General features: G+C 44.3%; 13 protein-coding genes and 1 pseudogene. 11 read left to right on the top strand and 3 right to left on the bottom strand.

All coding sequences use genetic code 11. The features are described from left to right. Positions 1-47: 47 nt before the first annotated feature. On the top strand, positions 48-377 hold the full coding sequence (locus J2S25_RS10450) for a hypothetical protein (RefSeq protein WP_307191833.1): 330 nt from the start codon (positions 48-50) through the stop codon (positions 375-377). A gap of 58 nt (positions 378-435) precedes the next feature. On the opposite strand, the gene thmT is transcribed toward J2S25_RS10450, so the two are convergent. Beyond that, positions 436-621 carry a 2-hydroxymuconate tautomerase gene (gene thmT / locus J2S25_RS10445; RefSeq protein WP_307191832.1) on the bottom strand — a complete coding sequence of 62 codons (186 nt, stop codon included), beginning with the start codon at positions 619-621 and terminating at the stop codon, positions 436-438. A 123-nt stretch (positions 622-744) separates the two neighbouring features. Here thmT and J2S25_RS10440 point away from each other — a divergent pair, with 123 nt between their 5' ends. Next, positions 745-1413, top strand: coding sequence for a site-2 protease family protein (locus tag J2S25_RS10440; protein WP_439117496.1), 669 nt, complete (start codon positions 745-747; stop codon positions 1411-1413). Positions 1414-1425: 12 nt separating this feature from the next. Next, complete coding sequence (locus tag J2S25_RS10435; protein ID WP_044392783.1) at positions 1426-1938, top strand: YwhD family protein; 513 nt, start codon at positions 1426-1428, stop codon at positions 1936-1938. Positions 1939-2160: 222 nt separating this feature from the next. Here J2S25_RS10435 and J2S25_RS10430 read toward each other — a convergent pair whose 3' ends face one another. Further along, positions 2161-4221, bottom strand: coding sequence for a transglycosylase domain-containing protein (locus J2S25_RS10430; protein ID WP_307191830.1), 2061 nt, complete (start codon positions 4219-4221; stop codon positions 2161-2163). Positions 4222-4442: 221 nt separating this feature from the next. On the opposite strand from J2S25_RS10430, the gene speE reads away from it, so the two are divergent. From speE to argS, 7 genes and pseudogenes are all read left to right on the top strand, one after another. After that, a complete protein-coding gene (speE, locus tag J2S25_RS10425) occupies positions 4443-5270 on the top strand; it encodes a spermidine synthase (protein ID WP_307191829.1) in 828 nt (275 codons plus the stop codon). 79 nt (positions 5271-5349) lie between these two features. Beyond that, the gene (gene speB / locus J2S25_RS10420) at positions 5350-6231 is read left to right on the top strand and encodes an agmatinase (protein ID WP_044392778.1); all 882 of its coding nucleotides are present in this window, start codon (positions 5350-5352) and stop codon (positions 6229-6231) included. Between the two features lie 180 nt (positions 6232-6411). After that, complete coding sequence (locus J2S25_RS10415) at positions 6412-6651, top strand: hypothetical protein (protein ID WP_044392776.1); 240 nt, start codon at positions 6412-6414, stop codon at positions 6649-6651. 349 nt (positions 6652-7000) lie between these two features. Next, a complete protein-coding gene (locus tag J2S25_RS10410; protein WP_044392774.1) occupies positions 7001-7279 on the top strand; it encodes a hypothetical protein in 279 nt (92 codons plus the stop codon). 718 nt (positions 7280-7997) lie between these two features. Next, a pseudogene (locus J2S25_RS10405) lies at positions 7998-8840 on the top strand (TIGR00366 family protein); the annotation flags it as partial. 340 nt (positions 8841-9180) lie between these two features. Further along, a complete protein-coding gene (locus J2S25_RS10400; RefSeq protein WP_307191839.1) occupies positions 9181-9618 on the top strand; it encodes a YwiB family protein in 438 nt (145 codons plus the stop codon). Beyond that, a complete protein-coding gene (gene argS, locus J2S25_RS10395) occupies positions 9615-11285 on the top strand; it encodes an arginine--tRNA ligase (protein WP_307191828.1) in 1671 nt (556 codons plus the stop codon). Before J2S25_RS10400 ends, argS begins: the two co-directional genes overlap by 4 nt. 56 nt (positions 11286-11341) lie before the next feature. On the opposite strand, the gene cls is transcribed toward argS, so the two are convergent. Continuing rightward, the gene (gene cls / locus J2S25_RS10390) at positions 11342-12529 is read right to left on the bottom strand and encodes a cardiolipin synthase (protein ID WP_307191827.1); all 1188 of its coding nucleotides are present in this window, start codon (positions 12527-12529) and stop codon (positions 11342-11344) included. 169 nt (positions 12530-12698) lie between these two features. Here cls and J2S25_RS10385 point away from each other — a divergent pair, with 169 nt between their 5' ends. Continuing rightward, positions 12699-14810, top strand: a complete 2112-nt coding sequence (locus J2S25_RS10385) for a heterodisulfide reductase-related iron-sulfur binding cluster (protein WP_307191826.1) — start codon at positions 12699-12701, stop codon at positions 14808-14810. Positions 14811-14827: the final 17 nt, after the last annotated feature.

Genomic DNA, 14827 nt, shown 5'->3' with positions numbered 1-14827 from the left:
GTCTAAAATTGTCGGCTTAAAAACCACATAGCTTTAACCTTATTTTAGTGCGGCCTTTTTTAGGTGATATTTCAAAAAATGCAAGACTCAAGTTATTTATATTAACAATAATAGTTTCTGTTTTTTTAATTGGAAACTCAACGTTAGCTTCGACAGAAAAAGTGCCGAATTTTTCGGAACAAATAGAATTTAGAAAAGAGTTTGGCTTAGAAGCTAATCATACAAAAGTGGAATTATTGAACCTAGAAGGAAAACTCCTTCAGAATAGTAAGTTTCAAGTCCCTTTAACAATTGAAGAAGAAGAAGAACTAGAAAAAAGATTTGCATTACAAAATGAAGAAGTCCCTAAAGTAAAAAAGTTCCTTGATGATAAATAAGGAACCGGAAGTCACAAGAAAACAAAAAGCCCAGATTTCTCTGAGCTTTTAGTCGATTCTATTCGTCACTCAGTCGCTTGCCTGCGACGGCGTAGTGGTTCTTTGACATTTCCTCGATGAACACAACGACTTTCTCCTTAGAAGCGCCTGTTGTTTCGCTGACTGCATCCGTTACTTTTTCAACTAACGCTTTCTTTTGGTCCTCTGTGCGGCCTTCGATCATTTTTACTGTTACGTATGGCATTTGGTTGCCTCCTTAAAATTGAAAATTGGTGAAGCTAATCTGAGTTTTTCATAATTCGCTAAAATTAGCAAGTCAGAAGCAAGTTAGTCTTTTTCCCTTTCATGCCATAATCGGTTATACTTTATGAAAAAGACAATAAAAGGGGATTGGGTTGTGTTTTTTTATTATTCATTGGCAGATATTCCGTATGTGGCTGTGGCATTAGTGGTGGCGTTTGCGGTTCATGAATTTTCGCATGCGTGGGTCGCTTATAAGTTCGGAGATCCGACTGCACAGCGACAGGGACGGTTGACGCTGAATCCGATCAACCATCTGGATCCATTGGGGACCATCTTGATTTTTATTGCTGGTTTCGGCTGGGCAAGGCCGGTTCCGGTCAATCGCTTCATGTTTAAGAATCCAAGGCTTGCCGGTGTGCTTGTATCAGTTGCTGGGCCAGTCAGTAATTTGATCCTCGTGTTCCTCGCAGTTGCGATCTGGTATATATTTGTCACACTTGGCTTGGCACAGGGGGTACCATCGTTTTTTCTCGATTTCCTCAATATTTTTATCGGGCTGAATGCGATGCTGTTCGTTTTTAATCTGCTGCCGTTCCCGCCGCTTGACGGTTATCGGATCATTGAGGATTTGGCACCTCCCAATATCCGGGCAAAAATGACCCAATATGAAGCATACGGTTCGATCATTTTCTTAATCCTTGTGATCACGCCCCTTGACCGATATACAATTAAGCCGGTTTTTGAATATTTGATTCCGGCAGTGACCAATGGAATATCCAATCTGTTTTTCTAGGAGGTTTTTTTCATGGAAGAAAAAAAGGGAAAGAATATTGGTTTTCATATCATTAAAAATGACCCGATGGATGACCATAAGGGTTTTGGCAAAGGCGTCCTGACGCTTGATAATGTATCCCCGGTACTCGTTGATGTGGAGGCGGGCGAGGCAGCTGTGGAGGTTGGTGCGATGCATGCTCGCAGTGCTGTCGAAAAAGGCATCAAGTTTCTGCCTGACCGCAGTGAAGTGCCTGACGGCAAGCTGTACTGGGTTGTCTGGGTGACGATTGACAGGAAGGAAGAGGGTCCATATTATGCGGGGGTCACTGCCTGTGACATGACTGTTAACCGTGAGATCCGCCGCGGCTATAAGTCACTTCCGGAGCATGTGAACCGGCTCGATAAGTCGATCAAGCGCCATATCATCGTCGACCAGATGGATGAGAAGTCAAAAAAAATTCTCGCCGATTTTCTCAAGCAGCACGACCCTGGCATGTGGGAGCGTTCAGAAGACAAATTGAAGATCGATTTATCTGCGCAATAACTGGATAAAAATAGGGAAATTCACTTGCTCAATAGAAGGAAAAAAAGTAAAATATTAAACACATTATGCTAGGACATAGAAAAACCCCGGAGCGAAAAAGTTCCGGGGTTTTTCTTTAGCTTTAGTTCGGACAGGTTTCCGCCTTTTTCCGCAAAATCGGTAGGAAGTTGGCCCCAGTTCAGCTAGTTTTCAACAATAGTCGGGGCTGACCAAGTCACCATCCTACAATCCGAACCAGCGCTTGTACCATGGTTTCTTTTCTTTCTTGAGCTCGGGCTTTTTCTCTTTTTGGTCTACGTGTTCCAGGTGGTCTGTGCAATATTCAGTTGGTTCTGATCCTGCGGCGAACCATGTTAGCCTTTTCACGGGGCAGTTGTCGGCGGCCAGCTTTCCGTTTGTGGGGTCGACATAGACGGCGACCGTACCTTTAGCAGGTTTGAATTTGGTCGCTGGTTCATGGTCGAGAGCTTTTTCCATAAAGTCTATCCAAATATTTTTGGCGTATGATTTTTCCGCAGTCAGCTCGATCGGCTTCCCTTTGTCATATCCTGTCCAAACGGCCGACACGAGCTGGGGGGTATAGCCGACCATCCAGCTGTCTGTTTCCGTCGTTCCGGACTTTCCTGCATAGGGCCGCGTCATTTTTTTGACCAATGTGCTCCCTGTCACGGAAGAGTAGCCATTCAATTTTTTATCAAAGATGCCTGTCAGCATATGCGTCATCACCGATGCAAGTTCCGGTTTCAATACCTCTTTCTTTTCCTCCTCGTATTCATAGATGACCTCGCCTTTATGGTTTTCGACCTTCGTGATCAGGACTGGTTCTACTTTCTTTCCGCCATTGGCCAGCATGCTGTAGGCGTTGGCGATCTCGATGGCACGCACTCCAGAGGTGCCCAGTGCGAGCGAAGGAACTTTCTCCAGATCTGTCTTGATTCCAAATCGCTTTGCCGTCTCGATCAGTGTATCTTCGCCGAGGAACAGATGCGTTTTCACAGCATAGACGTTATCCGACAACGCTAACGCCTGCGCGAGCGTAATATCCTCTTCCGCGTATTTATTGTTGAAATTATGCGGGGTATACTCGGAACGACCGTCGTCAAACAAGAAAGTCGTAAGCTGGCTTTTCATTGTTGTCGAGGGTGTAAAGCCGTTTTCGAGAGCAGCATAATACAGAATTGGCTTCATTGTCGAACCTGGTTGCCTGACAGCCTGAATGGCTCTGTTAAACGGGCTTTCCTCATAATTTCTGCCGCCGACAAGCGCACGCACATAACCGTTTTTCGGATTCATCGCAATCAGGCTGGCCTGAATTTCCGAATCGGCGGCAATCATTGTCTCGATCGATTTTTCGGCCACCTGTTGATCTTCAAGATCCAGTGTTGTATACACCCTCAAGCCGCCAAGAGAAATCGTCCTATCATCAAAATTCAACGTAGTTTTGAGTGCATTTTTAACAGCGTCCTGGAAATAAGGCGCGATGCCGATCTGATTCTGGTGCTCACCAACAAGTTTCAACTTCTCGATGCCGGCTTTTTGTGCAGCAAGCTCGGTAATATAGCCATTCGATTTCATCGTTTGTAAAATCGTTTGCTGGCGCTGCTTTGCTTTTTCGATCGAAGAAAAAGGGGAGTAGATGCTCGGGCCTTTCGGAATTCCTGCAAGCATGGAAGCTTCCGCCAGGGATAGATCCTTTGCATCCTTGCCAAAATAGTAAATGCTTGCTGCCTGGATCCCGTAAGCTCCGTGGCCATAATAAATTGTATTCAGGTAGCCCTCAAGGATCTCATCCTTAGAGTAATTCATTTCAAGACGCAAGGTGTAGAGCGCCTCGGTCGCTTTCCGGGACCAAGTCTTATCGTGCTCAAGGAACAGGTTCCGGGCATATTGCTGGGTGATCGTGCTCGCCCCCTGCACTTTTGCCATTGCTTTCATATCCGCAAGCGCGGCACCGGCGATTCGTTTATAATCAAACCCATTATGCTGAAAAAAAGTCTTATCCTCAATGGAAACGGTCGCATTGATCAAATGGGGCGAAATATCCTTGAGCGCCACCCAATAGCGTTTCTGACCCGAATGACTTTCCCCGATTATCGTTCCGTCATTTGAAAATAACAAGGTCGATTGCGGCACGGCAAGCGGAGGCGGTCCCTGGATTTTCGCATAGGCAATCAGCGAGAAATAGACGATTGTTGCCAAAGCTAGGCCAAAAAGTCCGAAAAAGATCATAGCGCGCATATATTTGATTGTTTTGCGAACCCGCTCGTCTAACTTCAGCTCCATACTGCTTCCCCCTAAAAAAGATCGTTACAACCAGTATGAAAAAAAACGGTCGATTTTAAACATAGAATCAAATTTTACTTGCAATTTTGCTAGATTCAACTATACTTTTTCTGATGTTTGTATTCGTGATGTTGGGGAAGTATAAAAAAGAAATGCAGTGGACAAAACACATTTGGAAGTCACATGACGGGAAATTTTTTTTGCCGAAAGGAAGGATAAGAATGAGTCTTTGGTTTACAGAAAAGCAGACAAAAAACTTTGGAATCACGATGAAAGTGAACAAGACGTTACATACAGAACAGACAGAATTCCAAAAGCTTGATATGGTGGAAACAGAAGAGTGGGGCAATATGCTGTTGCTTGACGATATGGTCATGACCTCGATAAGAGATGAATTTGTATACCATGAAATGGTTGCTCATATTCCGCTGTTCACTCACCCGAATCCGGAACAGGTGCTCGTGGTAGGCGGCGGTGACGGCGGCGTCATCCGCGAAGTGCTAAAGCACCCAAGCGTGAAAAAAGCGACCCTGGTTGATATCGATGGAAAAGTGATCGAGTATTCCAAGAAATACCTGCCTGAAATCGCTGGCAAACTCGACGATCCGCGTGTCGATGTTCAGGTTGGCGACGGCTTCATGCACATCGCGGAAAGTGAAAATCAGTATGATGTCATCATGGTGGACTCGACGGAACCGGTTGGCCCTGCGGTGAATCTGTTTACGAAGGGCTTTTACGCGGGAATTTCCAAAGCGTTGAAAGAAGACGGTATCTTTGTTGCTCAATCTGACAACCCATGGTTCAAAGCGGACCTAATCCGCAATGTCCAAAGGGATGTTAAGGAAATTTTCCCGATCACTCGCCTTTATGTAGCTAACATCCCGACGTACCCAAGCGGATTGTGGGCGTTTACTCTTGGATCGAAGAAATATGATCCACTTGAAGTCAGCGAGGATCGTTTCCACGACATCGAAACGAAGTACTACACGAAAGAGCTACACAAAGCCGCTTTCGTGCTGCCGAAGTTCGTTGGCGATCTAGTAAAATAATTGGTATAACCATTCGGTTTCCCGGTCTCTCCGGGAGCCGTTTTCCTGTCCATACACTTTTAAAAAAGAGGGGTAAAACATGCGTTTTGATGAAGCCTATTCAGGCAATGTGTTTATCGGCAGCCAGCCCAACTATCAGGAAAGCAAGGCGGTCCTTTACGGGATGCCAATGGACTGGACTGTCAGCTACCGTCCCGGTTCCCGTTTCGGCCCGACCCGCATCCGCGAGGTTTCGATCGGCCTAGAAGAATATAGTCCATATCTTGACCGTGAAATGGCGGATCTTACCTATTTCGATGCTGGAGACATCCCACTTCCGTTTGGCAATGCGCAGAAGAGTCTTGATTTGATTGAGGAATTCGTTGACAAACTTTTAGCGGAAGAAAAATTCCCGCTTGGAATGGGCGGCGAGCATCTTGTGTCGTGGCCGGTCATGAAGGCGTTCGCGAAAAAGTATGAAAACCTTGCGATCATTCATTTTGATGCGCATACGGACTTGCGCGAACACTATGAGGGAGAGCCACTGTCCCATTCTACACCCATTCGCAAAATTGCCGAGCATATTGGTCCGAAAAATGTTTTCTCCTTCGGCATCCGTTCCGGCATGAAGGAAGAATTCGAGTGGGCAAAAAACGCGGGCATGCATATTTCCAAATTTGAAGTGCTCGAACCTTTGAAGGAAGTATTGCCTAAGCTTGCCGGCCGTCCGGTGTATGTGACAATCGATATTGATGTTCTTGACCCGGCGCACGCACCAGGAACAGGAACAGTCGATGCTGGCGGAATCACCTCTAAGGAACTGCTGGCATCCATCCATGCAATCGCGAACGCAGATGTCGATGTCGTAGGGGCCGATCTGGTAGAAGTAGCACCAATCTACGATACATCTGAAATGACCGCAAACACAGCAAGCAAAATCATCCGGGAAATGCTGCTTGGGTTTGTGAAGGAACCAAAATAAAAAATGCTCCCTTCCTTGAGGGAGCATTTTTTTATGATATCTAATAATAAGAAGGAATATTCTGAAACATATGGAAAGTATATTAGTTAGGAGAGAAATGTTAAACACTATTGAAAGAAAAGAAAAAATAGGAAAAGCCGAAAGGCAGTTACAAGGGTATGAAAAGCAATTCTCCAAGTAATGTTAACGAAAAGGTTCATGTTTACAGATTATCAAGTGAATTGCATTGAAGAAGAGACAGACGAGGACAACAAAAACATTATCATTATGTACATTGATTGCAAGTTCCAGAATGAAGAATACGAACTAAAGGTTTCAGAGGTTGAAAGGGGATATTGGTCCACGTTCACAGTCGAAAAGAAAAACCCAGGCACTTCAGATTTTTATTATCTGTCTGAATGGGAGCATTGCTTCAGGTAAGCCGGGCCATCGGTTCCAGGACAACCCCCTGGAACCGATGGCAACAGGATTAATCCCGACCGTGGCCAGTCGGAATTATATGATCAAGAATCATAAAACCCATAAAAGAAGGAGCGAACTTAAATGATTCAAATAATAAATGCCGAAAAGGTCCATTTTTGGTGCGATTAAAATTATGTTGGTACAGTAATATTCTAGAAGCGGGTAATTAGTAAAGTAAATTGACAGTATAGAATGATTAACCCTATTCTTACAAGTTGGGAACAACTTGGAATAAATAGGAAAGGGAGTTTTTGTATATTTCATGCTAAGATATCTAAGTGGAAATTAATAACCATGGAGGTATATTATGAAGAAATATTTAATATTTTTTGTATTAATCTTTACTGTGATTTTGATTGGATTCAATATTAGTAACTACACCGAGGCCGATTCATTAACTTTCCACTTCAATGGAAAAGTTAATGAATTCGCAATGGAAAAATTACCTGAAGTGATAAAGGATTCAACAAAAGAAAAATTTAATAATAATTATGATGTAATAAAAGATGGTTCAAAATCACAAGTTCAAATGAGATCAAAAAAAACTATAATTTACAAATTTATGCAAAAGCAGCGTATACTCTAACAGATGGTTACTATTTTACATTTCCTGTTCAATCAAATACTGCTGTTGTAAACCATGTGGTAAATACACAATAAGAGGTAATTAAATGAAAAAACTGACTTATATAATTATATTTACATTTTTGATTCCAGTAATCTCTTATTTTTTTGTAGCAAAAGAATATTTAATGTATTTACTTGTAATGGTTGGAATAATCGTTGCATTAATTTATTCAATTAGTAGAATTAAGAAGAATTAGTCCATCTACTAATATTTTAATTTTGTTTCCATTTAAACCATGATTTTCTCTATAAATTCAGAGGATTCATGTTTTTTTTACCTTAGCCAATAATCGCTGAGTTTTGTTGGGTGGTCCCTTTCATTATTATGAAATTTACTTAACTTATTTTTGCGTTTTGTTGAAGGTAACCCAAAAGGAAGAAAATAAATTTGTTCAATAAGTACCAGTTAGTTTACAGAAATAGATATGATAAGCCAAATTCCTTAAAGTAAAAGTATTTGGCTCTATTTATATCGAAAATTGCTTAGCGTACAAGGAGGCCATCGAAGCCCTGGATCGAGGAGAAAAAGTAAATGGGCTTGAATATGCAAGAGAGCTGATTGAACAAGTAATGGAGCCTGAAGTCTTATGCAAAGTAGAACATGTTACGATTTATTTCACCTACGAGGCTGGTAACTATAACGATAGGTTGGCGTTTTGGTATACGGCAGTGAAGGTACCATCGCCACAGAAGGCCATTTTACTGAAAAGATGATCGGGGTCATCCCGACTGACCAGACTATTTTCTCCAGCTTTAACTTATTTATCGTAATTGCGATGCTGGTCATTTTGCCAATCGTCACGAGAATGATGATGCCCTCCAAGGAAGAAACGGTCGTAGTCGACCCATTCATTTTAGAAAATGATATACAGGCAGCGGCGGTTGAGCAGGGAGCAATGACTCCGGCAGAAAAGCTTGAAAACAGCAAGATTGCTTCATTATTGATTGGGCTATTTGGACTTGTATTCTTATATTCTTATTTTGCGAATAATGGGTTCAAACTGAATCTCGATATTGTGAATTTCCTGTTTTTATTCCTAGGTATCCTCTTCCATCGTACTCCTAAACAATTTCTAGATGCTGTGATGAATGCGGTAAAAGGTGCAAGCGGGATTATCATCCAATTTCCGTTTTACGCAGGAATCATGGGAATGATGACAGCATCGGGACTTGCAGCGGTTATTTCCGAAGGCTTCGTTTCCATATCAAATGAATTTACATTCCCGTTATTCACCTTTTGGAGTGCTGGATTAATTAACATTTTTGTCCCTTCTGGCGGGGGACAGTGGGCCGTACAAGCGCCGATCATGCTTGAGGCAGCTCAAACGATGGGTGTCTCGATTCCGAAAACCGCAATGGCCGTTGCGTGGGGTGATGCATGGACGAACATGATTCAGCCATTTTGGGCTTTGCCTGCGCTGGCAATTGCCGGGTTGAAGGCGAAAGATATCATGGGTTATTGCGTAATCACGCTTATTGTCAGTGGAGTCATTATTTCAACAGGAATGCTATTTTTTTAATTACTGGATAAAATCTTCTGTTTTTTCCAGTTCGCGGAATTATGTTAGAAATTCGCGGAATTAATATGGTTTTTCGCGGAATTCTATTCTGTTTTCGCGGAATAGACTGGAAGTTTCGCGGAATTCCCTGTCCATGAAAAATCGGCTGGCATATCACCAGCCGGTTTTTCGCGTTTCTATTACAAATTATAGGACAATGATCCGCTTCCTTGCGAACCTTGCACTTTTACAGGAGAATATTTATACTTATAAAGTTATAATAGAGGAAAAATAGCGAAGTTCAGCCTTTGCAGTCCCATTTTAAGCGCTAGTGAAGATAAAGGATGTGTTATCGGTGTCAATGAGACCCGCTGAACAAACTCCTGTAAGGGTGACAGTGAAAACGGCAATCTACAGTGGCAGTGATCGGGATACTTTTGAATGGACCACTTTTGGCCGATATTATAAAAAGGCGAACAGTTCGTACCTCCAATATGATGAAGTGACGGAGGAAGGGGACGTTCATACGACGGTGAAAATGACAGGGAATGAAGTGCTGATCCTGCGCAGCGGTGCGATTAAGATGAGGCTTCCTTTTCTGCTGAATAAAAAAACCCCGGGCAATTACAAGACGGCATATGGGCTGATCGAGACATCTGCGCTAACGAAGCGTCTTTCGCTTGATTTTAGCGAGGACAAGCAGGAAGGCCAAGTGGATTTGCTGTATGAAATGGCGATCCAGGGCGCGAGTGCAGGTACCTATCATCTGACAATTAATTATAGGGAGGAAAGCAAATGAATAAAGTGGAGCAGGTTCAATCGAAGCTGAAGGAAGAAATCAAGCAGGCGATCATCAAGGCAAATCTGGCAGAAGAAGCGCAAATTCCGGCTGTCATTCTTGAAACGCCGAAGGAAAAAGCACATGGGGATTACTCTACTAATATGGCGATGCAACTGACTCGCATAGCGAAAAAGGCTCCGCGCCAAATTGCGGAACAGCTGATCGAAAACATGGATAAAAGCAAGGCATCCATCGAGAAAATTGAAATTGCCGGACCGGGCTTCATCAATTTTTACATGGACAATAGCTATTTAATCGATTTAATTCCGGAAATTCTCGAAGCAGGCGACCATTATGGGGAATCAAAGGTTGGCAATGGTCAGAAGGTTCAAGTGGAGTTCGTATCGGCAAACCCAACTGGCGACCTGCACCTTGGACATGCCCGCGGCGCGGCTGTCGGCGATTCTTTAAGCAATGTGCTGGCAAAAGCAGGCTACGATGTTTCCCGTGAGTACTATATCAATGATGCCGGAAACCAGATCAATAACCTGGCGCTTTCGGTCGAGGCCCGCTATTTCCAGGCGCTGGGCATTGATAAGCCGATGCCCGAAGATGGCTACCAAGGCGCTGATATCATCGGCATTGGACAGACATTGGCGGAAGAATTCGGTGATAAATATGTAAATAGTTCTGACCAGGAGCGTTTTCAAGCTTTCCGTGCATATGGCCTGAAATACGAAATGGGAAAACTGAAGCAGGACCTGGAGAACTTCCGTGTTCGATTCGATGTTTGGTACTCTGAAACATCTCTGTATCAAAACGGCAAAATTGAAGCCGCACTTGAGACATTGCGCGATAATGGCCATGTTTATGAGGAGGAAGGGGCAACCTGGTTCCGTTCATCGGAGCTTGGCGACGATAAGGACCGTGTGCTGATCAAGCAGGATGGCTCCTTCACGTACTTGCTGCCGGATATTGCCTACCATAAAGACAAGCTGGAGCGGGGCTTTGAAAAGCTGATCAACATCTGGGGCGCAGACCATCACGGTTACATCCCGCGCATGAAGGCGGCAATTGAGGCCCTCGGCTATGATCGCGAGGCACTTGAAGTCGAAATTATTCAACTCGTCCATTTGTATAAAAACGGCGAAAAGATGAAGATGAGCAAGCGGACTGGAAAAGCAGTGACGATGCGTGACTTGATTGATGAAGTGGGCCTGGATGCAGTCCGTTATTTCTTCGCGATGAGAAGTGCAGATACGCACATGGACTTCGACCTTGATCTGGCGGTATCTCAGTCCAATGAAAACCCGGTCTTCTACGCACAATATGCCCACGCTCGGATTAATAGCATCCTCCGTTCAGCTGCAGAGCAAGGGTTGATTTTTGACAGGGAGGCAGATTTCAAGCTAATTCAGTCCGAGAAGGAAATCGAGCTGCTGAAAAAGCTGGGCGAATTTCCGCTTGTCGTCGCCGAAGCAGCCCAAAAGCGGATGCCGCATCGAATTTCTAATTACATTTTCGAATTGGCTTCCGTATTCCACAGCTTCTACAATGCTGAAAAAGTACTGGATCTGGCAAATAAAGAAAAAACAGTGGCGCGTCTTTCCCTGATTAAAACAGCGCAAATTACCTTGAAAAATGCACTTGAGCTGATTGGAGTATCTGCACCGGAAAAAATGTAAACTGCTTTACGAAGAGACCCGCGAAAGGGGGTCTCTTCTGTAATGATAATATTGTATTATAAAAAGTATGATATCATGCTTGCAGTTTTTTCCTTAAGCGCCCCCCGGCTAAAGTCAGCGAGCGTTGCCTTCCTTGAGTTCATGAGGTCTTCTGCCAGGATGTTTTTAACTTTTTTTATAAATGCATCATCATAAATCAGGCAGTTCAATTCATAATTCAAGAACATGCTTCTTTTATCAAAATTGGCAGTGCCCATATCACAAACCTCCTCATCTACAAGCAAAACTTTCGCATGGTAAAAGCCTTTTACATATTGGTATACGTCGGCGCCGTCGCGGATAAGCGTTCGTAAATAAGGATAGGACGCTTCTTTCACAAGCATATGGTCGGGCACAAATGGGACGAGAACTGTGACGGAAACCCCTCTGTTGATCGCTTCACGCACTAGCTGGAACACCTTTTTGCTTGGAATGAAGTATGGGGTTCCGATAAAAATGGACGTTTTTGCTTGGCTGATTAGTTTTGCCATCATTTCCTCTAGTAAGATTCCCTCGGTTGGAACAAATCGCTGCTGGATCTCTCCCTTTGCAAGCGAGGGAAAATACGCTTTATTTTGCAATAAATGAACCTTCGCTGCTGCTCGCCAATCCTCAAGAAATTCCGTTTGCAGATCAAAGACGCCCTCCCCGGTGACTTTCAAGTGGTAATCGCGCCATGGCGACAGCTTTGGATCCTGATTGATGTATTCCTTGCCGATATTAAAGCCGCCGAGATAGGCAGTTTTTCCATCAATAACGGTAATCTTTCTGTGGTTCCGCACCTGTGAAGAATAAAACAGGAAAGGAAGCTTAGGCATTTGGGAATAGGCAAATTCAACTCCGACATCCTTCAGAGATTGAATGGTCTTGCGCTTCAAACCGTTGCCGACCCAGTCGACCATAAGCCGCACCTCGACCCCGGCCTTCCTCCTTTCTGTTAAAATCGCGAGAAATTCCTGGCTGATTTTATCATCCCTTACGATGTAAAACAAAATATGAATGTGCTGTTTCGCATTTTTTAATTCATAAAAAAGGTCATCAAATAATTTAGGACCTTCTGCAAAAATGGTGAGACGGCTTTCCCGTACTGGCAACTGATTCGTTTGGGCGGTTTTCAGATGCTTTTTTCTGCCAAGCTGGAAATCTGCGTAGAGCCACAGGGCTAGACCTGCTAGTATTGCAATCAAAACCCATCCAAAATCCATCGCCATCTGCCCCCTAAAAGTATTTCCTATATTTTTGCCGAAAAGGCTTTACTATATGTTCCCTTCCTGTGGAAACAATTTTCTGAAATAAATGAAAATAAGTTGACTGAATGCTCATTCATTATATAATAGAGTAAAAGAGGATTTCAGTGAAAGGGGTAAATTTTTTATGAACGGTTTGCTGTGGATTAATTTCATTGCGTTCTTGATTGTAACCGCTTACGCGATCAGCTTGTTCGTATATGTGGTAAAGACGAGAATCGAATACATCAAACTCGGCAAAAAAGCAGAGTTCGATGGTCAGATCAAAGACCGCTGGAAAAGGATCCTTATTCATGTATTCGGTCAGAAAAGGCTGCTGAAGGACAAGAAGAGCGGGGCTATCCACGTGATGTTTTTCTATGGTTTCCTCCTTGTTCAGTTTGGGGCAATCGATTTTATTTGGAAGGGCATCAAACCTGGTTCGCATTTGCCGTTAGGACCGCTATATCCTGGGTTTACCTTCTTTCAGGAGCTCGTTACCCTAACCATTCTTGTAGCGGTTGTCTGGGCTTTTTACCGCCGTTATATTGAAAAGCTAGTTCGGCTGAAGCGCGGCTTCAAGAATGGGCTTGTCTTGCTGTTTATCGGCGGATTGATGCTGTCTGTTTTGCTCGGCAACGGGATGAGCATGATTTGGCATAGCGAGGGAGGAACATGGACAGAGCCGGTTGCATCCCTTGTTGCGGCAGCGTTCAGCGGCATTCCGCAGACAGCTGCGATTGCGGTTTTCTACCTCGCCTGGTGGATCCATTTGCTATTCCTGCTTGCTTTCCTAGTGTATGTGCCGCAATCAAAGCATGCCCACTTGATCGCTGGTCCGGCCAATGTATATTTATCAAAGGTTGATTCTCCTGGAAAAATCACGAAGATCGATTTTGAAGATGAAACACAGGAAACATTTGGAGCAGGTAAAATTACCGACTTTAATTATGAGCAGATGATCGATTTTTATGCCTGCGTGGAATGCGGACGCTGTACGAATATGTGCCCGGCAACAGGCACTGGAAAAATGCTGTCGCCGATGGACCTGATCGTGAAGCTTCGGGATCATTTGACACTTACTGGGGCCGCTGTCACTTCCAAACAGCCTTGGGTGCCAACTTTCGCTTTTTCCCATACGAAGGGCAATCAGATCGCATTGGCTGCTGCCGGCCATGCTGCGAATGAAGCAGCTGCCGGGCTTGCTTACAGTCCGAGCTTGATCGGCGATGTCATCACGGAAGAGGAAATCTGGGCATGCACAACTTGCCGTAACTGCGAGGACCAATGTCCGGTCATGAACGAACATGTGGATAAAATCATTGATCTGCGCCGCTATCTCGTGTTAACAGAAGGAAAAATGGACGCGGATGCACAGCGGGCAATGACGAATATTGAGCGCCAGGGCAATCCTTGGGGCTTGAACCGGAAGGAAAAAGAAAACTGGCGCGAGCTGCGCAGCGATGTGATCGTGCCTACCGTGAAAGAGCTTAACAAAGCAGAGGAAGAATTCGAGTATTTATTCTGGGTCGGCTCAATGGGTGCATTTGACAACCGCAGCCAAAAGATCGCGCTCTCCTTTGCCAAGCTGATGAATGAAGCAGGTGTCAAGTTCGCCATTCTTGGCAACAAGGAAAAAAACTCTGGGGATACCCCGCGCCGGCTTGGAAATGAGTTCCTGTTCCAGGAGCTGGCAACAAAGAATATCGAAGAATTTGAGAAAAATGACGTGAAGAAGATCGTGACAATCGATCCTCATGCATACAATATTTTTAAGAATGAATATCCAGACTTCGGCCTAAAAGCAGAGGTATACCATCATACGGAGCTTCTTGCTGAATTGGTCAAGGAAGGTAGGCTTACTCCCAAGCATGTTGTAAATGAAACGATTACCTTCCACGATTCCTGCTACCTCGGACGCTATAATGAGGTGTATGACGCGCCACGTGATATTCTCAAAGCAATTCCCGGTGTGGAGCTTAAGGAAATGGAACGAAACCGCGATACGGCAATGTGCTGTGGAGCTGGCGGCGGCTTGATGTGGATGGAGGAAGAAACAGGGCATCGAATCAATGTTTCCCGTACGGAACAGGCACTTGCGGTAAAACCATCTGTGATCAGTTCCGGATGCCCATACTGCCTGACCATGCTTTCTGATGGCACGAAGGCGAAGGAAGTGGAAGACAAGGTGGAAACGCTTGACGTTGCAGAATTGCTGGAAAAATCCGTGTTTGGCGACAGCAAGGCGTTGGTTTCGTAAGCAATTGGGAAAACCAG

This window comes from Mesobacillus stamsii (genome assembly GCF_030814065.1).
Lineage (GTDB): Bacteria > Bacillota > Bacilli > Bacillales > Cytobacillaceae > Mesobacillus > Mesobacillus stamsii.
The sequence above is the reverse complement of the archived record's forward strand: the minus strand, read 5'-3'. Positions and strand labels throughout refer to the sequence as shown.

Bases quoted from the DNA above. Each gene is read 5' to 3' on its own strand.
- thmT (WP_307191832.1), bottom strand. From the start codon at position 621: ATGCCATACGTAACAGTAAAAATGATCGAAGGCCGCACAGAGGACCAA.
- J2S25_RS10440 (WP_439117496.1), top strand. From the start codon at position 745: ATGAAAAAGACAATAAAAGGGGATTGGGTTGTGTTTTTTTATTATTCA.
- J2S25_RS10435 (WP_044392783.1), top strand. From the start codon at position 1,426: ATGGAAGAAAAAAAGGGAAAGAATATTGGTTTTCATATCATTAAAAAT.
- J2S25_RS10430 (WP_307191830.1), bottom strand. From the start codon at position 4,221: ATGGAGCTGAAGTTAGACGAGCGGGTTCGCAAAACAATCAAATATATG.
- speE (WP_307191829.1), top strand. From the start codon at position 4,443: ATGAGTCTTTGGTTTACAGAAAAGCAGACAAAAAACTTTGGAATCACG.
- speB (WP_044392778.1), top strand. From the start codon at position 5,350: ATGCGTTTTGATGAAGCCTATTCAGGCAATGTGTTTATCGGCAGCCAG.
- J2S25_RS10415 (WP_044392776.1), top strand. From the start codon at position 6,412: ATGTTAACGAAAAGGTTCATGTTTACAGATTATCAAGTGAATTGCATT.
- J2S25_RS10410 (WP_044392774.1), top strand. From the start codon at position 7,001: ATGAAGAAATATTTAATATTTTTTGTATTAATCTTTACTGTGATTTTG.
- J2S25_RS10400 (WP_307191839.1), top strand. From the start codon at position 9,181: ATGAGACCCGCTGAACAAACTCCTGTAAGGGTGACAGTGAAAACGGCA.
- argS (WP_307191828.1), top strand. From the start codon at position 9,615: ATGAATAAAGTGGAGCAGGTTCAATCGAAGCTGAAGGAAGAAATCAAG.
- cls (WP_307191827.1), bottom strand. From the start codon at position 12,529: ATGGATTTTGGATGGGTTTTGATTGCAATACTAGCAGGTCTAGCCCTG.
- J2S25_RS10385 (WP_307191826.1), top strand. From the start codon at position 12,699: ATGAACGGTTTGCTGTGGATTAATTTCATTGCGTTCTTGATTGTAACC.